This window comes from Oceanobacillus sp. FSL K6-0251 (assembly GCF_038004725.1).
Taxonomy (GTDB): Bacteria; Bacillota; Bacilli; order Bacillales; family Amphibacillaceae; genus Oceanobacillus; species Oceanobacillus oncorhynchi.
Genome location: NZ_JBBORS010000001.1, coordinates 2,812,221 through 2,834,976 on the forward strand (window position 1 = coordinate 2,812,221; position 22,756 = coordinate 2,834,976).

General features: G+C 39.2%; 27 protein-coding genes. 3 read left to right on the forward strand and 24 right to left on the reverse strand.

Annotated elements, in window-relative coordinates; translation table 11 throughout:
* Window positions 1–321 precede the first annotated feature (321 nt).
* Both lexA and MKY45_RS14085 read left to right on the forward strand, forming a co-directional pair.
* A complete protein-coding gene (gene lexA / locus MKY45_RS14080) occupies window positions 322–942 on the forward strand; it encodes a transcriptional repressor LexA (protein ID WP_042534686.1) in 621 nt (206 codons plus the stop codon).
* Window positions 943–1,153: 211 nt separating this feature from the next.
* The gene (locus MKY45_RS14085) at window positions 1,154–1,417 is read left to right on the forward strand and encodes a hypothetical protein (protein ID WP_042534688.1); all 264 of its coding nucleotides are present in this window, start codon (window positions 1,154–1,156) and stop codon (window positions 1,415–1,417) included.
* A gap of 271 nt (window positions 1,418–1,688) precedes the next feature.
* Here the strand turns inward: MKY45_RS14085 and spo0A are convergent, their stop codons facing one another.
* The 24 genes from spo0A to MKY45_RS14205 form a co-directional block, all read right to left on the reverse strand.
* On the reverse strand, window positions 1,689–2,471 hold the full coding sequence (gene spo0A / locus MKY45_RS14090; RefSeq protein WP_042534689.1) for a sporulation transcription factor Spo0A: 783 nt from the start codon (window positions 2,469–2,471) through the stop codon (window positions 1,689–1,691).
* A gap of 359 nt (window positions 2,472–2,830) precedes the next feature.
* Window positions 2,831–4,024, reverse strand: coding sequence for a SpoIVB peptidase (gene spoIVB, locus MKY45_RS14095; protein ID WP_139089148.1), 1,194 nt, complete (start codon window positions 4,022–4,024; stop codon window positions 2,831–2,833).
* 248 nt (window positions 4,025–4,272) lie between these two features.
* A complete protein-coding gene (gene recN / locus MKY45_RS14100) occupies window positions 4,273–5,967 on the reverse strand; it encodes a DNA repair protein RecN (RefSeq protein ID WP_042534691.1) in 1,695 nt (564 codons plus the stop codon).
* A 25-nt stretch (window positions 5,968–5,992) separates the two neighbouring features.
* Window positions 5,993–6,442 (reverse strand): transcriptional regulator AhrC/ArgR, encoded by a 450-nt coding sequence (ahrC, locus tag MKY45_RS14105; protein WP_040985350.1) that lies wholly within the window; start codon window positions 6,440–6,442, stop codon window positions 5,993–5,995.
* A gap of 62 nt (window positions 6,443–6,504) precedes the next feature.
* Complete coding sequence (locus MKY45_RS14110) at window positions 6,505–7,314, reverse strand: TlyA family RNA methyltransferase (protein WP_042534693.1); 810 nt, start codon at window positions 7,312–7,314, stop codon at window positions 6,505–6,507.
* Between the two features lie 42 nt (window positions 7,315–7,356).
* The gene (locus tag MKY45_RS14115; RefSeq protein WP_042534696.1) at window positions 7,357–8,244 is read right to left on the reverse strand and encodes a polyprenyl synthetase family protein; all 888 of its coding nucleotides are present in this window, start codon (window positions 8,242–8,244) and stop codon (window positions 7,357–7,359) included.
* A gap of 1 nt (window position 8,245) precedes the next feature.
* Window positions 8,246–8,488, reverse strand: a complete 243-nt coding sequence (locus MKY45_RS14120) for an exodeoxyribonuclease VII small subunit (RefSeq protein ID WP_256704802.1) — start codon at window positions 8,486–8,488, stop codon at window positions 8,246–8,248.
* A complete protein-coding gene (xseA, locus tag MKY45_RS14125) occupies window positions 8,466–9,836 on the reverse strand; it encodes an exodeoxyribonuclease VII large subunit (RefSeq protein WP_341173027.1) in 1,371 nt (456 codons plus the stop codon). Before xseA ends, MKY45_RS14120 begins: the two co-directional genes overlap by 23 nt.
* A complete protein-coding gene (gene folD / locus MKY45_RS14130; RefSeq protein WP_341173028.1) occupies window positions 9,833–10,687 on the reverse strand; it encodes a bifunctional methylenetetrahydrofolate dehydrogenase/methenyltetrahydrofolate cyclohydrolase FolD in 855 nt (284 codons plus the stop codon). The genes xseA and folD overlap by 4 nt, the downstream gene beginning before the upstream one ends.
* Window positions 10,688–10,701: 14 nt before the next feature.
* On the reverse strand, window positions 10,702–11,082 hold the full coding sequence (gene nusB / locus MKY45_RS14135) for a transcription antitermination factor NusB (RefSeq protein WP_193064747.1): 381 nt from the start codon (window positions 11,080–11,082) through the stop codon (window positions 10,702–10,704).
* A 305-nt stretch (window positions 11,083–11,387) separates the two neighbouring features.
* Window positions 11,388–11,771 carry an Asp23/Gls24 family envelope stress response protein gene (locus tag MKY45_RS14140; protein ID WP_042534706.1) on the reverse strand — a complete coding sequence of 128 codons (384 nt, stop codon included), beginning with the start codon at window positions 11,769–11,771 and terminating at the stop codon, window positions 11,388–11,390.
* Window positions 11,772–11,783: 12 nt separating this feature from the next.
* Window positions 11,784–13,157 (reverse strand): acetyl-CoA carboxylase biotin carboxylase subunit, encoded by a 1,374-nt coding sequence (gene accC / locus MKY45_RS14145; RefSeq protein ID WP_341173029.1) that lies wholly within the window; start codon window positions 13,155–13,157, stop codon window positions 11,784–11,786.
* Between the two features lie 13 nt (window positions 13,158–13,170).
* Entirely contained in the window at window positions 13,171–13,662 is a 492-nt protein-coding gene (gene accB, locus MKY45_RS14150; protein WP_341173030.1) for an acetyl-CoA carboxylase biotin carboxyl carrier protein, read from the reverse strand.
* A 239-nt stretch (window positions 13,663–13,901) separates the two neighbouring features.
* Window positions 13,902–14,573 (reverse strand): SpoIIIAH-like family protein, encoded by a 672-nt coding sequence (locus MKY45_RS14155; protein ID WP_341173031.1) that lies wholly within the window; start codon window positions 14,571–14,573, stop codon window positions 13,902–13,904.
* A gap of 13 nt (window positions 14,574–14,586) precedes the next feature.
* On the reverse strand, window positions 14,587–15,225 hold the full coding sequence (gene spoIIIAG, locus MKY45_RS14160) for a stage III sporulation protein AG (RefSeq protein ID WP_341173032.1): 639 nt from the start codon (window positions 15,223–15,225) through the stop codon (window positions 14,587–14,589).
* On the reverse strand, window positions 15,222–15,848 hold the full coding sequence (gene spoIIIAF, locus MKY45_RS14165) for a stage III sporulation protein AF (protein ID WP_226895092.1): 627 nt from the start codon (window positions 15,846–15,848) through the stop codon (window positions 15,222–15,224). Before spoIIIAF ends, spoIIIAG begins: the two co-directional genes overlap by 4 nt.
* Window positions 15,849–15,854: 6 nt before the next feature.
* Entirely contained in the window at window positions 15,855–17,024 is a 1,170-nt protein-coding gene (spoIIIAE, locus tag MKY45_RS14170; RefSeq protein WP_445667639.1) for a stage III sporulation protein AE, read from the reverse strand.
* A gap of 79 nt (window positions 17,025–17,103) precedes the next feature.
* Window positions 17,104–17,496, reverse strand: a complete 393-nt coding sequence (gene spoIIIAD, locus MKY45_RS14175) for a stage III sporulation protein AD (protein ID WP_341173034.1) — start codon at window positions 17,494–17,496, stop codon at window positions 17,104–17,106.
* An 11-nt stretch (window positions 17,497–17,507) separates the two neighbouring features.
* The gene (gene spoIIIAC, locus MKY45_RS14180) at window positions 17,508–17,708 is read right to left on the reverse strand and encodes a stage III sporulation protein AC (protein ID WP_042534715.1); all 201 of its coding nucleotides are present in this window, start codon (window positions 17,706–17,708) and stop codon (window positions 17,508–17,510) included.
* Window positions 17,709–17,741: 33 nt separating this feature from the next.
* A complete protein-coding gene (gene spoIIIAB, locus MKY45_RS14185; protein ID WP_193064744.1) occupies window positions 17,742–18,254 on the reverse strand; it encodes a stage III sporulation protein SpoIIIAB in 513 nt (170 codons plus the stop codon).
* Complete coding sequence (spoIIIAA, locus tag MKY45_RS14190; RefSeq protein ID WP_341173035.1) at window positions 18,223–19,176, reverse strand: stage III sporulation protein AA; 954 nt, start codon at window positions 19,174–19,176, stop codon at window positions 18,223–18,225. Before spoIIIAA ends, spoIIIAB begins: the two co-directional genes overlap by 32 nt.
* 227 nt (window positions 19,177–19,403) lie before the next feature.
* A complete protein-coding gene (gene efp / locus MKY45_RS14195) occupies window positions 19,404–19,961 on the reverse strand; it encodes an elongation factor P (protein ID WP_339177892.1) in 558 nt (185 codons plus the stop codon).
* 21 nt (window positions 19,962–19,982) lie between these two features.
* A complete protein-coding gene (locus MKY45_RS14200; RefSeq protein WP_341173036.1) occupies window positions 19,983–21,044 on the reverse strand; it encodes a M24 family metallopeptidase in 1,062 nt (353 codons plus the stop codon).
* Between the two features lie 81 nt (window positions 21,045–21,125).
* Window positions 21,126–21,632, reverse strand: coding sequence for a YqhR family membrane protein (locus MKY45_RS14205; protein ID WP_341173037.1), 507 nt, complete (start codon window positions 21,630–21,632; stop codon window positions 21,126–21,128).
* Window positions 21,633–21,916: 284 nt separating this feature from the next.
* Between MKY45_RS14205 and MKY45_RS14210 the strand changes: the two genes are divergently transcribed.
* Window positions 21,917–22,300: an SA1362 family protein gene (locus tag MKY45_RS14210; protein WP_341173038.1), complete on the forward strand. Its 384-nt coding sequence runs from the start codon at window positions 21,917–21,919 to the stop codon at window positions 22,298–22,300.
* The last annotated feature ends 456 nt before the right edge of the window (window positions 22,301–22,756 follow it).

The window sequence follows — 22,756 nt, forward strand, 5'->3', positions numbered from 1 at the left end:
TTACCAGCATATTTGCTCTCTACAAAATAAGCAAGGAAATCAGTCGTCTGGTCAATCACTTAAATTGTAACCATCATCGTATATAAAAATATTAACGCAATAATAAAAGCTACAATATAAAAAGCATCAGACTTCATCAGTTTTTCAAACATATTAAAACTCCCCTTCGATATTTTATCTGGTTCCGGAACAGTTGTTCTTACTATAGTATATTCAGAACAACTGTTCCTGTCAATACTTTTTTAGAACATTTGTTTGTAAATTGATTCATTCAATGCTATACTATGAATAACAAATACCTATGCTAGAGGGGAGTAAGTCATGACAAAACTATCAAAAAGACAGCAGATGATTTTTGACTTTATTAAAGATCAAGTAGAGCAGAAGGGCTATCCGCCTTCCGTACGTGAAATTGCAGTAGCTGTCGGGTTAGCTTCAAGCTCTACTGTTCACGGTCATTTAGAAAGATTAGAAAACAAAGGATATATTCGGAGAGACCCGACCAAACCTCGTGCCATCGAGATCATATATAATAATGAGAATGATGCGCCTAAGGATAAGGCCATTTATGTACCTGTAATAGGGAAGGTAACAGCCGGAATCCCGATTACTGCGATTGAAAATGTGGAAGAGTTTATTCCCGTTCCCAGCTCTTCTGCCGGACCGGAGGATAATCTGTTTGTACTTGTCATTGATGGAGACAGTATGATTGAAGCAGGCATCCTCGACAAAGATATGGTTATCGTAAAACAGCAAAGCTCTGCGGATAATGGAGATATCGTTGTAGCAATGACGGATGAAAATGAAGCGACTGTCAAACGTTTTTTTAAAGAAAAGACCCGTTTCCGCCTCCAGCCCGAAAATGCAACGATGGAACCTCTCTATTACGAAAACGTATCTATTCTCGGCAAGGTAATCGGCTTATACCGTCATATCCACTAAAAGGAATGTGCTTTAGAGCAGGAGCATGCGGGCAGTATAAGCTGCACATAGCAGAAACGTTAGAACATCCTCTATAGGTGATTTTATCGGCCAGTCAAAAAAGGTTAACGGGCACATTTGTCAGATGTGCCTGTTAACCTTTTTTCTAGTATAAAATTAATCCATTCATAATATGCTTAATATAAAGTACAAGTATAAGGAGTGTATAAAATTGACTGAAACGTTAAAAAAGAAACGCTGGCTTTATCTTCCAATCACCATTATCAGCTTTATTCTGGGAATTATCTATTTAACAAAGGTTGCAGATTATTTAACACTGCCATTTTTATCAGCTCTTCTCATCATTGTCACTTTTTTAGAAGTTTACCCGGACAAGAACTATTTTTCCAAAAAGAATTTGATAAAAATCATTTCTGCTCTTGTGATTATTGCTCTTGCACTTTGGTACCAGGTTGCTGTTTTTATTCTTGGATAAGTGAATAAAGCATATACACAGCCTTTCATTTTATAAAAAGAAAACCGTTCTAATCAAAAAATAAGTAATGTCCCAACTTTTTAGAATATTTATTAAAAACACAAATTTTGCAATTTACTTATAACAAATAAAATTGTACAACTCTTTTCTTCATAAATGGCTGTACTGCTTCCTGTTTATTGGATGCATCGGCAGGTTTTATATAATTTCCTTCTGTGACAATACGGGTTGCTAGTTATTTAAAGCTTTTTGTCAATACTTGCAGGCCATATTACGATACCTTATGCTCCAATCGTAATCGGTCAGCTACCATCGCAATAAATTCAGAATTCGTCGGTTTTGCTTTAGAAATATTGATGGTGTAACCAAATAATGCTGAAATGGAATCAATATTCCCTCTGCTCCAAGCTACCTCTATTGCATGGCGAATTGCTCTTTCTACACGGGAAGCAGTTGTATTGAATTTTTTGGCGATATCCGGATAAAGCACTTTTGTGATGGACCCCAAAAGGTCAATATCATTATAAACCATAGTAATTGCTTCTCTTAAGTACATATATCCTTTAATATGCGCAGGCACGCCTATTTCATGAATAATATTGGTTATATTCGCTTCCAGGTCCTGCTTTTTCTTACTTTCAATATTTGTTTTCGTCACATTTGATACTCTGGAAACCGCACTTCCCTGAACCTGCAGAATTTGATCAGCCAGATTCTGTATGTCAAACGGCTTCAGGATAAAATAAGAAGCTCCTAAATCAACTGCCTTCTTCATCACTTCTTCCTGACCAAATGCAGTCAACATAATAATATGTGGTTTTTTAGTTAATTCCATTTTTTTAATTTCATTTAAAACAGCTATTCCATCCATATGCGGCATAATAATATCTAATACCAGCACATCCGGTGTTTTCTCTTCAATCAACGGGAGGCAGTCCCTTCCGTTTAATGCTGTTCCGACAATTTCAATTTCTTCCTGTTCCCCAAAAAAGTCCTCCATTAATTGTATTAACTCACGATTATCATCAACAAAACACACAGATATTTTACTCACTAAAAAATCCTCCTTTTGCTTTTTATGCACCTATATCATATTCTACAAAAAACATAAATATCCTCTTTAAAATCAAAAAACTTTTGATTTATTTCGATTTTCTCAAGTATTCTTCGTTTTTCTCTTTTTTTCACCAACTTTCGACACAATTTTCAACGTATTATTGTATCCGTTTTCATTATATCAGATAGTAGTTGGAAATAAAATGCATATTTCCAATAAACATACTATATTTTAATGATTATTTAAAAACTAAAAAATGTCTATAATAGCAAACGCTACTACAGACATTTTTAATTATTGATTTATTATTTTATTCTGTTAGGGAAAAGAAAGCTTAACCGGAATGACAGCAGCTGCTACGCTGCAGCTTCATTCAAATCAGATTGAATAATATCTGCATCTTCAAGCATCCATTCGATATGAACACCGTATCCCGAGGTAGGATCATTTACAAACACATGTGTTACTGCACCGATAACCTTGTCATTTTGAATAATAGGGCTTCCGCTCATTCCCTGAACAATTCCGCCAGTTAATTCTAATAATCGCGGATCGGTAATTTGAATAACCATTCCCTTTGTAGATGCTGATTTTTGAGGAACACTGCTGATAATTTCAATGTCAAATTCTTCAATCTTCTCTCCATCCACTACAGTAAGAATTTTTGCAGGCCCTTCTTTGACTTCATGGGATAGTGCGACAGGAAAGGTTTCATCATATTTTTCATGATTTACCTCCTTTTCTAATACCCCAAATATTCCATAATCCGTATTTTTCGTGATATTACCAATTCTTTTTTCTTGCGTTTGAAAGGAAGCTTGTTTTTCTCCCGGTAAACCATTATCACCCTTTTCAATTGCAGTTACAGAAGAATGGATAATGGATCCCTGCTTGATGTCAATCGGTTTCTTCGTATCCATATCCGAAATAACATGTCCTAACGCGCCATATTTCCCTGTTTCCGGCTCGTAAAATGTCATTGTTCCAATACCTGCTGCTGTATCTCTGATATATAAACCAATTTTGTAAGCATTTTCTTTTTTGTCGAAAATCGGCTGCAGGTTTGTTTCAATATACTTATCTCCGCGTTTCAGCTTGATTTGCATTTTTTTATTTTCCTTACCGCTGTGATCAACAATCGGTTTAATGTCTGTCATATGATTGATCTTTTGACCATTTATTTCAACAATTGTATCACCAATATTTATTTTAGCGGCTTCTCCCGGAGACTTTACTCCTTCAGACATTTTCACTTGATGATGACCGACAACCAGTACACCTTTCGTTTCTAACTGCACTCCAATGGATTGTCCTCCCGGTACTACTCTTACATCCTCCAGACGTTGATGCTGCCCCTGATTATCCTCTTTATTCGTATGCTCTTCATTATTGAAAAAAGGAAGGATAGGATAGTCTTGAAAAACCTCTTTATACCCTTGCATGGAAGTATCTGCGTGGATAAAGGAAGGGGAAATAAAAAACAATATAAAAGCAAGCGATAATAGCGAGCTGATTTTATATGTCCATCTGATTTTGTTTGTTTTGCTCATAAATCGTCTCCTCCTCATACAAAAAATATTATCTTTCTGTACATATACTTTTTGCAGTTGGAGGGCAGTTTAAACTGGAACAACCTATGTGATATGTGTATCTTTTCCTCTAAAAATATAGATAAACGGACGTATAGTGTTGTTATTCTTAAGATGCAAAAGGACATGTGATTAACGAAATTTGTAAGTACAGGAAAAAGAAAAAACCGGTACAGTTATTGTCCGATTTTTTTAACGTTTTTATCCCTTTAATTTGATTTTTTAAAACGATCTGCCAATGTTAACATTTCTTTCGCATGTTCTTTTGCTGTATCTGTTAATTTTGTTCCAGTAATCATCCGGCTTAATTCCTCAATCAGTTCCGTATTATTTAATTCAATAACAGAAGTAAAAGTGCGATTTTCCTTTTCCTTTTTCTGAATAAATTTATGCGTATCTGCCATAGCAGCGACCTGCGGAAGATGTGTAATACACAGAACCTGTGATTCCAGCGATATTTCATGGATTTTTTCAGCAATTGCCTGTGCGACTCTTCCGCTGACTCCGGTGTCCACTTCATCAAAAATAACACTCGTAATGCCCTGATGCTTTGAGAAAATCTTCTTCAAAGCAAGCATGATTCTTGATAATTCTCCTCCTGAAGCTATTTTTGTGAGGTCTTTTAAAGGCTCGCCGACATTGGTGGAAATGCGGAAAAGTATTTTATCATAGCCGTTTGATTTCAGCTTCCGCTGCGTTGAATCCTCAAAATCAATGGAAAAGGTCGTCTTTTCTAAATAGAGGTCTTTTAATTCCCGGTGGATATCGTTCGTTAATGTTTCCGCGGCTTGTTTTCGTAAGTGATGAAGCTGATCTGCTTCTAATAAAGCATCCTTTTCAACCTCATCAATTTCTGTTACAAGTGTATTTAAATGCGTTTCCCGATTTGTAATCTGTTCGATTTCTTCTTCAACGCGTCCTAAGTAGTCTAACATTTCTTCCACCGTTGGACCGTATTTACGCTTTAATCTGTTCAATTCATCCATCCGCTGTTCAATCTCATTCAGGCGCTCCGGATTAAATTGCAGCTGGTCAAGATAATTGCGAATATCATACGTGAGTTCTTCCAGCATATAATAATGATTAGATATACTGTCCAATTTTTCAGCAATAAAAGGATCTAAATCTGCTCCGTCCTGTAAAGCTGATTGTGCGTGGCTGACTAATTCTAATCCATGCTGCTCGCCATATAAAGAAAAATAAGCATCCGAAAGAGATTGATGTATCCTTTCATAATTTGCAAGCTGATTGCGCTCTTCTTCAAGCGCCGTATCCTCATTCGGGATAAGCTGTGCTTCTGTTAATTCCTGCTGTTGGAATTGGAGCAGATCCAGGCGCTGTGCCATCTCCTGCTCATTGTCATTCAGGCTGCGGTACTTTTTCTTCAGATTTTCCAGACGGTTATAAATATCCTGATAATCCTTTTTTGCTTCCTTCATGTCATCTCCAAGATAGAGATCTAAAAAATCAATATGCTGCTCATTATCCATCAGCGATTGCGTCTCGTGCTGACTATGGATATCAATCAATGTTTTTCCAAATTCCCGGAGAATAGCCAGTGTCACTAATTTACTATTTACACGGCAGATGCTTTTTCCAGAGGAGGTTATGGTCCGCTGAAGTACAATTTGTTCATCACTGATTTCAATCCCATATGCTTTTCCTACTTGGTAAATAGGGTGCTTTTCGTGATCGATGAAAAATAATCCTTCAATCTCCGCTTTATTCGATTCATGTCGAACAAAGTCTACAGAACCTCTTGCTCCGGCTAATAATTGGATAGCATCAATGATAATCGATTTTCCTGCACCAGTCTCCCCCGTCAAAACAGTAAGGCCTTCTTGAAAGTTTAAGGATAATTCTTCAATAATCGCAAAGTTTTTTATAGATAATTCAGTTAACATGCTGCCTCACCCCGACTAAATAATTTTAAAGCATTCCAATTAATCGATTTTTGATATCCTCCGCATGTTCAGGTGTCCTGCATATAATTAAACAAGTATCGTCCCCGCAGATGGTTCCCATGATTTCTTCCCAATCCAAATTGTCGATCAAGACGCCGACTGCGTGGGCATTTCCAGGGAGTGTTTTTAAAATAATAAAATGACTTGCATTCTCTATTTTGACAAACGTATCCACAATCAACCGCTGCAGTTTTTGCAGCGGATTAAAACGCTGATCTGCAGGCAGGCTATACTTATATTGACCTGTATTCGTCGGTACCTTTACCAATTGCAGTTCTTTAATATCCCGTGATACGGTAGCCTGTGTGACGTTATAGCCAAGATTTTTTAATGAATCGACAAGCTCATCTTGTGTTTCAATAATGTTTTCTGTGATCAGTTCACGAATTTTAATATGGCGTTGTATTTTACTCACGTATAAACCCTCCTTATAGTGCATACATCTTCTTATAATGTGATATGTCATGTGTTCCAGAATTATTGAGTCAATGCCTGCTGTGCTTCCCTGACAACTTCTTCTAATCCGATTTCTTTTGGCGTTTCTTCATTTCTCCATTTGAAATGTGCCAGAAATTCAATATTGCCTTCTGTTCCTTTAATAGGAGAGTATGTTATATCTACTAAAGTAAATGAAGCCATCGCTGCATAATTTACCACTTTTTCGAGAACCTCCAGATGAATTGCCGGATCTCTGACAATCCCTTTTTCACCAACCTGGTCTCTTAAAGCCTCAAATTGCGGCTTTATTAACGCAATAACATCATTCTTTTCATGCAGTAATGTCGCCAGAACAGGGAATATATGCTTCAGCGAAATAAAAGAAACATCAATAGAAGCAACTTCAGGCAAACCATACTCGAGCGTCTCTGGTGTAACATGTCTGAAGTTTGTCCGTTCCATCTCAATCACACGAGGGTCGTTCCGGAGCTTCCAATCTAATTGATTATAGCCGACATCAATGGCATAGCATTTTTTAGCGCCATTTTTTAAAGCACAATCTGTAAAACCACCTGTCGACGAGCCGATGTCCATAAAAATTTTATCTGAAATAGACACTGAAAATAATTGAAGAGCTTTTTCAAGCTTATAGCCGCCGCGGCCTACATATTTTAAACGTTTATCTTTGATTCGGAGCGGCTTATTGACAGGAACAAGGCTTCCCGGCTTATCCACACGCTCTTCTCCTGAATAAACCAGTCCCGCCATCACCGCACGTTTCGCTTTTTCCATATCTTCCGCCAATTCTCTTTCTACTAATAGCTCAGCAATTTTTTTCTTTTTTTTCATAACCCGTTTCCTTTACATAATATAATGTGTCAACACACGCTTTTAGTGGTCTCTTTCACTAAAGTAATCCGTCAACGCTTTTAAAAGAGAATCTTCTGCGCCGGCTAATTTCAAGTTCTCATATGCTTGTTGAACGTATTTTTCTTTTTGCGCAATTGCACCTTCCAGGCCTAATAATTTAGGGTACGTGCTTTTTTCGTTTAATTCATCGCTGCCTACCCGTTTTCCCAGCTTTTCTTCCTCGCCGGAAACATCCAGGATATCATCCTGCACCTGAAAAATAAGCCCTAAATAATAAGCATATTTCTCTAAATAACGTACCTGCTCTTCTGTTGCATTTGCTAAATACGCTCCTGCAAAAATAGCGAAACGAATCAGTTCTCCTGTTTTCAAGGCATGAATTTCTTCCATGGCTTCTAACGAAACAGATTGTTTCTCTGCTTCCATATCAAGAATCTGTCCGCCGACCATCCCTTTCGGACCGCTGCAGGCAGTTAATTCTCTGGTGAGCGTCACCTTTTCATCTGCAGTAAGCAATGGATCATTTAGAATTAATTCAAAGCTGTAGGTCAACAAGGCATCGCCCGCAAGAATGGCTGTAGCTTCATCAAATTTTTTATGATTCGTTAACATACCGCGCCGGTAATCATCATCATCCATGGCCGGCAAATCATCATGAATGAGTGAATAGGTATGTATCATCTCAAGAGCAATCGCCGATGACATCGCTTTTTGAACATCCTGGCCGTATGCTTCATAGCTGGCAAATAATAAAATAGGACGCAATCTCTTTCCTCCGGCATCTAAGGAATAAAGCATGGACTGTTTTAAATTACCCGGTATTTCCAGCTTGTTAAAACAGCTTGTATACGCTTTTTCGAGCTCCTCCTGATAATACGTTAAATATGCCTGTAATCGTTTATGCGCCATCTTATTTGTCCTCCTCTACTTCAAACGGCTCCAGTTCACCCTGCTCATTTAAAATATGAACCATTTTTTCCTGTACATTGGTTAATTTTTCATTGCATAGCTTAGAGAGCTTCATCCCATCATGATAATACTCAATCGCTTTTTCAAGAGGAACATCGCCTTCCTCCAGTTTATTGACAATAACTTCGAGCTTTTCCATCGCTTGCTCAAAGGTTAATTCATCATATTTCTTTTCTTCCGCCACTCTGATCTACCTCCTTTATCTTTTGGACGTTTGCATGCAGATATCCGTCCTGCAGCCGTACATCGATTGGATCTCCTTCGTTCACATCCTTGATAGATTTAATCACATCACCATCTTGGCTGTAGCTGATCCCGTAACCCCGTGCCATAACAGCAAGCGGGTTAACCAGTGTTAATTTGTTGATAGAAGTCTGTAAGTCGCTTTCTGATTTTGCAAACAGCTGTTTCATGGATCGGTTTAACTCCGCCAGCAATTTATTATTTTTATCTGCCGCTGTTTTTATTTCCTGCTCCGGATGCTGTGTATCCAGCCTCTGTTTAAGATGCGTGTAACGAAGCTGCTTCTGTTCCATTCTTGCTTTTAACGACTTGTTTAATGAATCCAGCATCGAATCCAGTTCTTGTTCTTTTTGGGCAATCAGCTGTTTCGGGTATTTAAATGCATAGGTTTGGCTTAATGATTCCAACCGTTTACGATGCATTTGTATATCTGTACGCATCACCTGTGACAGACGCTGCGCTAAATACGATACTTTATCAAGCTGTTCCTTTTGCGAAGGGACAGCTAACTCAGCTGCTCCTGTCGGCGTCGGCGCACGTAAATCAGATACAAAATCAGCAATTGTTGTGTCTGTTTCATGCCCCACAGCAGAAATAACAGGAATCTCCGATGCATAAATCGCTCGTGCCACTGCTTCTTCGTTAAAGCTCCACAACTCCTCAATCGACCCGCCGCCGCGGCCGACAATCAAAACGTCATACTCCTCTGGAAAAGCATTCGCATATTGAATCTTTTTCACAATGGAACTGGTCGCCTGCGGACCCTGCACAGATACCGGCAGCACTGTAATCTTCACAGAAGGTGCTCTTCTTTCAATCGTTGTCACAATATCACGGACAGCTGCCCCGGTCGGAGATGTAATGACGCCGACATGATTCGGGTAAGCAGGAATCTTTTTTTTCTGGTCATCAAGAAATAAGCCTTCTGTTTGCAATTTTTCTTTCAATTGCTCAAAAGCCTGATACAACGCCCCGATGCCGTCTGGCTCCATGTCACGGATATAAAGCTGATATTGCCCGCTTGCCTCATAAACACTTACCTCTCCCCGAATAAGCACACTCATGCCATTTTCCGGACGAAAAACAAGCCTGCTGTTATTCGAAGAGAACATCACTGCCTGAATACGGGCATTATCATCCTTAATGGTCATATACATGTGTCCGCGGCTATGGTGTTTAAAGTTAGATATTTCCCCTCGCAGCCAAACCTGTCGCAGATGGGGGTCTGTATCTATCTTACGCTTCACATACCTGGTTAGTGCAGTAACCGTCAGATAATTGTCTTTCACTTTTCAGACAGTCCTTTAGCAGCCTTGATGGTATTTTTTAAAAGCATTGTAATCGTCATCGGACCGACACCGCGGGGAACTGGTGTAATATAAGATGCTTTTTCCTTTGCACTTTCAAATTCCACGTCACCAGTCAGCTTGCCATTGTCCATGCGGTTAATACCAACATCGATAACTACTGCTCCTTCTTTCACATAGCTTCCGTCAACAGCATGCTCTCTGCCCATGGCAACTACTAAAATATCTGCTTCCAACGCAAGTTCACGAAGGTTTTGCGTACGGGAATGACAATATGTAACTGTCGCATTTCTCTCTAACAGCAATAATCCCATCGGTTTTCCGACAATATTGCTGCGTCCGATAATCACAGCGCGCTTCCCTTCTATTTCAATATTTTTAGATTCAAGCATCGTCAGAATCCCATAAGGAGTACAAGGCAAAAAGGTTTCTTCTCCATTTACAAGCTTTCCAATGTTGACCGGGTGAAAACCATCTACGTCTTTTAAAGGAGAAATAGCATGGATGACCTTTTGTTCGTCAATATGATCAGGCAATGGCAATTGAACAAGAATACCATGTACATCCTTATCATTATTCTGCCCTTCAATCACTTGTAACAGCTCCTGCTCGGAAACCGATTCCGGCAGCTCAATTAAGTTGGACGAGATCCCCGTGAAATCACATGCTTTTTCTTTCCCTTTCACATAAGATTTAGACGCAGGATTATCTCCTACCAGAATAACCGTTAAATGCGGGTGGATATTCTGTTGCTTTAAAGTCTCTACTTCATGTTTCATTTCTTCTTTTAACTCATCTGACAGCTCTCTTCCGTTTAATAACTCTGCAGTCATGATCAATTCCCTCCTTAAGAAATAACCTTTGATAAGACACCATTAATGAATTTACCGGATTGTTCATCTCCAAATGTATGTGCCAGCTCTACCGCTTCATTGATAGTTACATTTTGGGGAATATCCTCCATGTATAATAATTCATAAACAGCAAGTCTTAAAATAGTACGTTCTACGGATGCAACTCGCTCGAGCGACCATTTTTCCAGGTTCTCCGATATTTTTAAATCAATTGCTTCTTTATACGTAATTACGCCTTCAATCAACATGGACAGAAATACGTCTTTCCGCTCTTCTTCCTTCAATGATTCCATTGCTAAACTTACCTCATCTTCATTCATATCTAACTGAAAAAGCGTCTGAAACGCTTTTTCTCTAGCTTTATGTCGATTCATCACACGTCTCCTTCTACATTCTTTCATTTACTGTTAAAATCATAACACGTTTCCCTTATTTTTGGCTAGGATACCGTATGCCCGCTTTTCTGAGAAAAATAAAAAAGAATTTACAAAGCTGAAGCCTTTTTTGCCAATTTATCAAAAAGAAAAACACAGGTCATTTGCCTGTGCTTCTCTTTGTTTTAAAACGTATATTCATACATCTGTCTTTATTTTTATTTTTTGAGGCATGAGTCATAAGGTATGTTCAAAAAATAACTAAATCTTTCCGCTTCTCATTTGAACATTTATTGTAATTGTATTTATACAATTTCCTGATTATCCATTTGAATACCTGCTACATGAACATTAACTTCTTCCACCTGGATAGAAGTCATGGTTTGAATATTATGCTTAATATTCGTCTGCAGCTTGGCAGCAACCTTTGGAATCGATTTTCCAAATTTAAGGATTACATAAATATCAATAATAGCACCATTATCCGTTAATTCTACGCGGACCCCTTTACCGTGGGATTTTTTGCCAAATTTCTCCGCAACACCCGTTGCAAAGCTGCCGTGCATTGATTTTACCCCATCTACTTCCGTTGCAGCAAGTCCTGCGATAACTTCAAGGACTTCCGGTACAATCTGTACACTGCCTAAGCTATCATCTTCAAGTATCTCTAATAATAGTTGATCACTCATTGCCTTCACTCCTTATTTGCTATCCTCATCTTCCTTTTCTTCGATGATTGGATATTCAGTTAAGAAATTCGTATTGAAGTCTCCCTCTTTAAACACAGGATGGCTCATGATTTGATATTGGAATGGAATGGTTGTATGCACTCCTTCAACAACAAACTCTTCCAAAGCACGCTTCATACGTTCTACGGCTTCATTTCTGGTGGAAGCATAAACGATAAGCTTCGCGATCATGGAATCGTAATATGGTGGAATTCTATATCCGCTGTAGGCGCCGGAGTCCACACGAACTCCAAGTCCACCAGGCGGCAGATACATTTCAATCTCCCCTGCGGAAGGCATAAAATTCTTATATGGATTTTCCGCATTAATACGGCATTCGATTGCATGTCCCTCAAATGTAATATCTTCTTGGGTAAACGCAAGCTCCTGACCGTCTGCAATTCGAATTTGTTCTTTAATCAGATCCACTCCGGTAACCATTTCTGTTACAGGATGTTCTACTTGAATACGGGTATTCATCTCCATAAAGTAAAATGCTTCCGATTGTCTGTCAAAAATGTATTCAATCGTTCCTGCACCGACATAATCCACGGCTTGAGCAGCTTTTACAGAAGCATCTCCCATCCGTTCTCTCAGTGTTTCATTGATTGCAGGAGAAGGTGATTCCTCCACTAATTTCTGCAGACGGCGCTGGATGGAGCAATCTCTTTCTCCAAGATGAACAACATTTCCATGCGTATCAGCCAGTATTTGAATTTCTACATGTCTAAAGTCTTCGATATATTTTTCAATATAGACACCTGGATTTCCAAAGGCGGTTTCCGCTTCTTTTTGTGTTAATTCCATTCCTTTTATTAGCTCTTCTTCGGAGCGGGCCACGCGGATTCCTTTTCCGCCGCCCCCGGCAGTTGCTTTAATGATAACAGGATAGCCTATTTCCAAAGCAATTTCTTTTGCATGATCTACCCCTTCAACAATTCCTTCTGAACCAGGTACAACCGGTACATCAGCAGATTTCATTGTTTCCTTGGCGACATCCTTAATTCCCATTTTTTGAATGGCTTCTGGTGTCGGACCGACGAAGATTACATTGCATGCTCTGCAAATCTCTGCAAAGTCAGCATTCTCTGCTAAAAATCCATACCCCGGGTGTATCGCATCAGCCTCTGTCGACAATGCAACACTCATAATATTTGTTATGTTTAAATAACTGTCTTTACTCAGTTTTGGTCCAACGCAATATGCTTCATCCGCCAGCTCCACATGTAATGACTCTTCATCCGCTTCAGAATATATTGCAACTGTCTCTATACCCATCTCCTTGCAGGCACGGATAATTCGGACAGCTATTTCTCCACGATTGGCAACTAATAGCTTTTTAATCAATTATTCCATCCCCTTACTTCTTCTTTACTCTAAATAATGGCTGACCATATTCTACAAGCTCGCCATTTTCAGCTAAAACTTCCACAATCTCTCCATTGGTTTCCGCTTCAATCTCATTAAATAATTTCATCGCTTCCACAATACATACGACTGTACTTGTATCTACTGTGCTTCCTTTTGCCACAAAAGGATCGCTGTCTGGAGAAGAAGAAGTATAAAATGTTCCGACCATCGGGGAAACAATCTCATAATCATAATCCGCTGAAGCCTGCGGCGTTTCCTCTGCTTTTATATTTGGCTGTGTGTTTACTTCAGGCTCTGGTTCTTGAACTGCCGGAGCTTGAGGTTCTGCTGCGGCTTGAGGCTGTGATTGAACGGTAGTAGTAACAGACCCTGTATTTTTTTTCATAGCTATGACTGCACCGTTCGCCTCATAAGAAAATTCGGTTAATGATGATTTATCGACCATTTGAATAATTTCTCTAATTTCATCTACTTGTAACATGTTGGCACTCCTCATTTCAATTAAATTCTTTTTATAATTTCATACTGGCTGTTTCATTACCTTCTAATATATTACGATAGAATGAACAAAAACATCAAGTCTACCGTAATCAAATCTGTATTAACTGGATGAAAAGCTGTTTTTATTATTATAACAGTTAATGCCTGTTAATGTTGGGATAAACTTGTTTTTTACATTTGTAAAGCCAGCAGCCCAAGGCGGGCTGCTGGCTTGTTGTTTTACTCTTCCGTTTCGGTTGTGTCTTCTGATTCTTCTCCTTCTTGGGCTTCTCCCGTTTCTTCTGTCTCTTCTGTTTCGGCTGCTTCTTCTGTTTCCGTTGTATCTTCCATGTCTGTCGTTTCAGCAGTTGGCTGGAAATTAACTTCCGCTTTGACATCCTCTCCAAATTCATCACGGGCCATTTGCATGATATTCGCAGCTTCTGTTACAGGTAATTCCTCCGTTTTTACATGGATATGGACTTTCCCATCGTTGGAACGGACGAGCACATCTTCATATTCTGTTGCAGCCAGCAGCTGCTCCTGAAGAATCAATTCCTTACTCTCTAATTCCTCTAACCCGTCAATTTCCTGTAATGCTTCATCCTTTTCAGTTGCTGATGCATTTGCGGAAGCCACTACATCCGTTAACTGGCTTTTCTTCCGGCTGCGTTCATCCTGGATTTCCATACGGATGGTTGTGAACAATTCATCGCTGTCTACATTTTCTATATTATCCACTTCAATTCCTTCCTCAGATTGGGTTGCAGGAACCACATCCTCTGAAGCTGCGTCCTGCCCATCGTCCACAAAAGCTAAATCATTCCCATTTGCTGAAAAGATATAATAGACACTTAAAACAACCATCAAGCTTAACATTGTGAGTAACCATACTGTTTGTTTTTTTAACATACATTCTACCTCCTTAATTTTTAGGCATCACTGAGATTTTATGTGAAGGGACATCTAATACTCTGGATACTGCTTCAATGACTTGACTTTTCATCGATTGACTTTCCATGCCTTGTGCTACAATAAATACGCCCCGTACTTCCGGCTGTTTGGTTTGTACCAATAAAGGTGTTTCCTGATCTCCCTGACGATAAAGCACGACCTGATGATCATCCGTCTGATCCTCAACCACTCTTGAACCTCCGTTTCGATCCGTTTCGTCTGTCGTCTGCTTCCCTGTTGTTCTATTTTTTTCATAGACCTGCTCACTTGTTGCTTCTAAATTGATCATTACTTCTGTTTCCGAAACACCATCCATCTGATTCAGCATGCTGGATAATTGTTCGCCTAACTCATTCTCCAGGTCTTCTACTTCACCACCTGCCGATTCTGAAGCCGCTTCTTCCGAAATTTCCAGCTGTGAATCGTCATAAGGTACGGGCTGAACCTCCTCTTCCGGTTTTAATACATTACTGATAATCATAAATAAAATTCCCACCAGTCCTAAAATAACAATAAATCCTATTTTTTTAGACGGCTGCTTTTTTTCTTTCCCCGAAGCTTGTTCCCTATCCGTGGTCTGTTTTAAAAAGTGAGTCAGTTTATTTTTCAAAATCCCTCTCCTTCCCAATAGACCGTTATTTCTTTATCCTCAATTTCCCAAATTTCTTTTAAACTGGCCTCCATCTCTTGTAATGGCTCTTCCGAATGCGTTTCCTCCTCATTGCCCCATTCAATAACCACATCTTCAACCGTGTTCATCGCTCCTTCCCCTGGTTCTGATTCTGTTATATAAACAATGACCTCTGTCAGCTCCTCGTAGGATACGGAGTCCATTACAGAAAATTGGAAATCAATAGAGGCAATCTCTGCGTTAAATTCCTCTTTTAATGGTTCTGCCGCTATTTTTTCCAATTCAATAGCCATTTGTTCTAAAATATATGCATCTTGTCCACTTTCTATTTCTTTTTTTTCTAAATCTATTTGATTTTCTATCGAAGGCTGTCCTTGAAACTGACTCTCTATTTTGTTCATTGAGCTTGATATAGCAGTATTTATATCCGTATTAAACAAATAAAAAACAGGCTGAAGCAGAATCAAAATCAAGATTAAACTAATCGCCAGCCGCACATATTTTTGCAGATGATTTGCCGGCACAAGCAAATCGATTACGGAGGCCAGTATGATAAATAAAATAATCTGTGTCACCCAGTCTGTAAATATTTCGATTCTCATCAACCCCTATCTTAGTAAGACGGTTAAATTACTTGCTGCGACAATGATGACAATCCCAAGAAAGAACATCAGGGAGACTGCCAGCAAACAGGCTAAGATAAATAAAATATACGTGCTTACTGTATTTAAGCATTGCACAATCGGGCCCCCGCCAATCGGCTGTAATATTGCTGCCGCCAGCTTATAAATTATTGCAATGACTCCCACTTTCAAAGCCGGGAAAGCGACAATAAACAAAATAATAAACAGGCCAATCATGCCGACAGCATTTTTTAAAATGAGGGAGGCACTAAGAATGGTATCCGCAGCATCGGTAAATGTCCGTCCTAATACCGGTATAAAATTTCCTGTTACAAATTTAGCTGTTTTCATTGCTACTCCGTCTTGGATTGCTGTCGCAGTCCCCTGAACAGAAATAACCCCCAGGAAAATAGTTAAAAAAATACCCAGACTGCCTACAGCAACGTTTCTAAAGAGATTGGCCAAATGCGTTACTTTAAAATGACTATTTAAACTGCTGATAATAATCAGCATGGCGGAAAGAAATAATAAAGGTAAAACAAAGGCTGAAATAAATACACCGCTAAAATGAATAAAGAATATAATAATCGGGTGAAAGAAAGAAACAGAAATCACATTGCCAAAGCTCGCCATCATTCCCAATACCAGAGGCAGCAGTGCAATCATAAAGCTTTGCATCGTATCAATCGCATCTTTTGTATATGAAGTTGCCAGATAAAAACTATTCAGTACGATAAACAACAGAACTAAAAAAACTACAAAATAAGCAACCTTGCTGACGGTTGTCTGCTCAAATGCAGATTGAATCGACTGGAGCACAACAGCAAATAAGGTCAGCATTAAAAGAGTCCCTAAAAGTTTTCCGTTGATAATCAGCTCATGGAGGAGGTAGCGCAAAAAATGCATCAGAATATCTTGAATGGAGAAGCTGTTTCCATTTTTAATCCATTCATAGATACTGATTTTTTGTAAATCAGGTAAGTTATCTCCGTACTCCATGATCAGCTGGTCCCAATAGGATTGAATTTCATCCAGTGAAATCTCATCTAATAAAGAGTTTTGAAGGGTTTCCTCCTCCTCTTCGGTCATCGGAGCATCCTCAGCTTGGACAACTTTTGAATTTCCTTGGCTAATAACAAGAGCGATAAATAGCATACATAGTATTCGGAGTAAGTTGACAGGTCTTTTAGACAATCTGGATACTCCCTTTCCCGGCTTCATTTTCTTTCGCCAATCAAACATTAGGGATAAAACCGATAATCGCTTCGATTACCGCAGTAATAATTGGAACAGCAAGCAGTAAAATAAATATTTTTCCTGCTAATTCAATGTATTTGGATACAGAATTCAGACCGGCGTCCTTCGTCAGATGAGCTCCGATTTCAGCAATATAAGAAATACCGATAATTTTTAAAATCGTTGTTAAATAAAGTCCTTGCACATTCGCCTGGTCGCCCAGCTTCTGAATGGTTTCAAATATTAATTGGACTTGCTGAATGATGGAGAAAAAGATAACAATACCCGTAATAAGAATAATTAAAAAAGCAAGCGAAGGCTGTACCTCTTTTACCAGGATATATAATATGCTTGCGAGTACACCTAAAATCGTAATCTGGAGAATATCCATATCCAATCTCCTTAAAATAGAAATACAGATCTGATTTGCTGAAATAAATCTGAGAGTCCGTTCACCACGATGAGCAGAACAAGTATAAAGCCGATCAACGTAGCAAATTGGGCAATTTCTTCCTTGCCCATCTGTTTTAAAATCGTATGGATAAGCGCTACAATAATGCCTATACCAGCAATCTGAAATAGTATCAATGCATCCACAAACATGTACTTGCTCCTTCCCTGATGCCACTCATTTCATTACATAAACAATAGTGCCAGAAAGATACCGCACAGAAGTCCCAGCACGTTTGACAGCTTTCCATACGTTTGAAAACGTTCTGTGGCATTTTTCCACTGCTCTTCTAAATAGAGATTGGTTAATTTTATATGTTTTTTCTGCTGCTCAATATCATGCTGTCCCAGTGTTCTGCCAAACTGAAGCAATATCTCCAGCTCGCTTTTTTGCAGCGCAGATTGTCCAATTAATCTTTGCGCACATTCTTCCCATATCTCATCAAAATCTTTTTCTTTATTTTCCAGCTCCTCAGCCAGTTCCTGATAAAATAAAGCAGTCGGACCCTGCAATTTTTTACTGATTAGTTGAAATGCTTCTTGTAATGGGACCTGGCTGTATACCATTTCCGCCTCTAAAATCTGAAGCGACTGCAATAATAATTGAATATGCTTGGGCCGCTGTTTTAATGATCTTCCCCATTCCCAGCCAAGTACTGTAGACATACTAATTAAAAGCAGCACGCCAATCCACTTCACCTTCACCACCTCTTTGCTTAAAACTGATCGGATTCCCGTCTTTGTCAAAGGCACAAGCTAGCTTTCCGATTCTTTTTCCCTGCCCTAACAGCAGGTAACGCTCAAAAATTAATTCCTGAACTATTTTTTGCATAAGAGGGCGGCGGTATAAATCAGCCATATCTCCTGCATGCACTGTACAAATAACCTTCACACCTGCCTGGGATGCTTCGGTAATCGCCTCCGCATCCTTTTCTGTGCCAATCTCATCGACAATCAGAATATCAGGAGATAACGTACGAATCGCCATCATCATCCCTTCTGCTTTCGGACAGGCATCTAACACATCCGTTCTCATCCCTATATCATGCTGCGGAACACCGCGGATGGATGCTGCTATTTCGGAACGCTCGTCCACGATGGTTACTTTTTTAGAGCGGCCTGTAGCAGATTGACTGGCTATTTGCCTGCAGATATCGCGTATTACCGTTGTTTTTCCAGATTGCGGTGCTCCAAGAATCATAGTGTGATGGTATATCCCATCATAGATATAAGGCATCAGCATATCTGCACAGCCTTTTTTTTGCTTGGCAATACGAATATTAAAAAATGAAACAGGCTGAATCGCTTTTACTTTTTGATCCGCTGTTATAATACCTCCTGCAATGCCGACACGATGGCCGCCCTCAATGGTTATAAACCCATTACGCAGCTCTTCTTCCAGCCGATACAGCGAATATTCACTCAGCTGATTCAGAATAAAAACAGCTTCTTTCTTACGTGGCAACGGCTCGTCCAGCCAGCAAACAGCTGAGTCGAAAATAAATTCTATTTTTTGATGAATACGTACTCGAATTTCTTGAAGCTGTGACCAGCGATGACCTATAAGACCGTCTATCCGGTCCTGAAAAGATGGCGGAAAAAGCCGTAAAATCTCATTCATCCTAAAACCCCGCTTTTTGAAAATACAAAATCAGCTTGTTTTACTTAGAGATATATGATTTTAAAATGAAATTATGCCCTGGGAGCTTTTTCTTTATTGAAAGGTTTGGAAGAGAGAGGAGTGATAACAAAGGGATTTCAAAAAAAGCTGAAGCCCGTCATTTATTTTTTTACATAAAAAAACAAGCAGTCTGCCGAAGATTCAGCAAACTGCTTGTGTTTATTAAATTATGCTCTGGAAACATATTTCCCATCCGCAGTATTAATAACGAGCACATCTCCTTCGTTAACAAAGAAAGGAACTTGTACAATATGTCCGGTTTCTAACGTAGCCGGTTTGGAACCTCCGCTCGCTGTGTCCCCTTTAATTCCAGGCTCTGTTTCTGTTACCGTAAGCTCTACGTTATTTGGAAGATCTACTCCGATAATTTCACCCTGATAGGTGACCACAGAAACTTCCATGTTTTCTTTAATAAATTTCAATTGATCTTTAATTTGACTTTCTGGAATTTCAATTTGCTCATACGACGATGTATCCATAAATGCATGCGCATCGCCAGAAGCATATAAATACTGCATTTTGTTATTTTCAATATGCGCCTTTTCTACCTTTTCGCCGCCGCGGAACGTTTTTTCTTGAATATTTCCATTACGTAAATTACGGAGTTTTGAACGTACAAACGCCGCTCCCTTTCCTGGTTTTACGTGCTGGAATTCAATAACCTGCCAAATATCATTGTCTACTTCAATAGTTAAACCTGTTTTAAAATCATTTACTGAAATCATATTTTTTCCTCCTGTACCCTTTTATAATTGGATTAATTCTTTGGGAGCAAAGGTCAATCGCTCATTGCCGTCTTTTGTAATAACGATATCGTCCTCAATACGACAGCCGCCTACCCCTGGAACATAAATCCCCGGCTCTACCGTTACGACCATGCCCGGTTCTAATATTGCTTCAGAACGAGTCGACAATCCTGGGCTCTCATGAACTTCCATTCCCACTGCATGACCTGTCGAATGACCGAAACGATCGCCATATCCTTTTTCCTTAATGTAATCTCTGGTCAAAGCATCTGCCTCTTTCCCGCTCATGCCAGCTTTTGTTCCTTTAACTCCGCGAAGATTCGCCTCTAATACTATATCATAAATTTCACGCAGCGCCGCAGAAATTTCTCCAACAGCTACCGTTCTTGTGATATCAGAGCAATACCCTTCATATAATGCACCAAAATCCAGGGTCACCAGTTCGCCCTCTGCCATTTGTTTATCAGATGCCACCCCATGCGGCAGAGCAGAACGTAAGCCGGACGCTACAATGGTATCAAAGCTGGAAGAAGTCGCTCCCTGTCTGCGCATAAAGAATTCTAATTCATTCGAGATATCAATTTCCTTCACCCCAGGCTCGATAAATGATTGAATATGCGCAAATGCGTCATCTGCAATTTTCGCAGCTTTTTTCATAATTTCCAGCTCATCAGGGGTTTTAATCATCCGTAATGCTTCAACGATTCCTTCTACAGGAATCAACTCTTGAGAAAATTGATTTTGATATGTTTCAAATTGACTGTAAGTCGTATAATTTTTCTCAAAAGCCAGCCTCTTTACACCAAGCTTGTCGATTTGGTTCGCAATTTCCTGAATCATTCCTTGTTTATGCTCTATAATTTCAAATGCTGCCGCTTGTTCAGCAGCCTGCTCTGTATAACGAAAATCTGTAATAAATAGAGCCTTATCTGCAGTAATCAATGCTGTTCCAGCTGTGCCAGTAAAATTAGTCATGTAACGTCTGTTATACGGACTGTCAATAATTATGGCGTCTGCTTTGTTTTCTTCCAGTTTTTCACGTAAGCGGTCCAATTTCGTCAAAAGGTTTCATCCTCTCCAAAATCTCAAGTATCATAAGTATTTTATCATATATAGATGCGTTTGAATAATCACAGGAAAATCCTAGCTTTTCTTTATGATGTCTTCGGTTTGCTGCGAATCCATATAATCATAGGAGATGGAATAGCCGATAAATGTGCCATATAAAATAAATAAGCAGATGGTTGTTATCCAGGTGTTCAAATTCCATTCCGTCACAGCAGGAATATCGTTAAATATGGGACGGAATAAAAGGAATATAAGAGCCCATAAGATAAAGCCGTATATAATTCCCACCCACATATACTTTATTTTTCTGAAAATCATATAATATACAAACGCGGTGAGCAGAGAAACTACCCCAGCCAGAATCGTTGTAAAGAAGATACCGAGCCACGTATCTGTCCATCCTTCTGATACCCAGGAAGTCAGCAGATAAAACTTTGGTGCGACCTCCAAAAAATTAAAGTAATACATTACACTTGCAAGTAAACTGAATACAACCCCGCCTACAAATCCTGTGTACATCGATTTTTTTAATACAGATTCCTCATTATCATTTATTTGTTGTTTTTTTGATAAGCGCCTCATTAATAAACACCTCCACCCTCTAGTATGACCAAATCATGAAACTCGTATGAAGAAATAATCTTTCTGTTAATCTGCGGGAATATTTTTTATGAAAGAGGGAATAATTAATTAACAAGCAAACAGTTTCCACAGGATACCGTGATTTCTGTCCAGCCTTCAAGTATCTCGGATAATCATCCGACCGATATATATTGGCGGATTGGCAGAAGCTCCTTCACAGGCATCCTGTAGCATGATATGGTAAAATAGAAGTATAAATAATGTGTGAGAAAGGAGGATTTCAATTGAGAAATAAAGCAGTATCTATTTTTGTTTATTTGATTATTGCTTTTGCAGCTTTCGGTTTATTTACACAGCTATTTGGAAATACCGTTGCATTTCTTTCAAGACTATTGATTTCTATCGGGATAGGGGCAGCTATTTTTGGATTGGTTTATTTCTTTCTCATACGCAATAGGCAGCCTTCCGGACGACAGCGTGACAGCATGAAAAAATATAAGCAGGCTGTAAAACAATCTAAATCCAAGTACGGTCATAAACAGGCTGTGAAATCGGCTGGTTCCAGCTATCAGAAAGCAAAACAAAAGAAAAGAAATCCTAAAAGAGCAAGTCATTTGCGTGTTATCGAAGGAAATAAAGCGAAGAAAAAGAACCGTGTTTCTTCTTAGAAATAAATTAGTACAGGGCAGACCCTTGCAGGAGCTTAAATTTTAAGCTCCTTTTTATATTCTCTCATTTCCCATTTTAAGAAAAACCAAGAACAGCACTTATTCTTTAAAACATCGGAGTTCTTGCCAAGGAGATGTCCGCTCCGGGAAGTCGCTTTCCGCGGGTAACGTTCAGCCGCACGGTAAGAAAACCGCTTCCTGCTCAGGTCTACCTGTTGCTTTTCCCGCAGGAGTCTACAACATCCGCTCCCATCTAATTGGAATTATGTTTTATTTGCTTTTTTACAAGGAAATAATGCAAATTCTAGCGACGGTTTTGATGGGACGAGTAATCGCAATGGTTTTCGGTGGGGCGAGTAATCGCAGTCCCAGTGGGAAGACCCCGCAGGAAAAAAGTGTTCTTCTTTTTTTCGAGGAGGCTGAGCTCAAGCCCACGGAAAGCGTAGTGTATTTCTG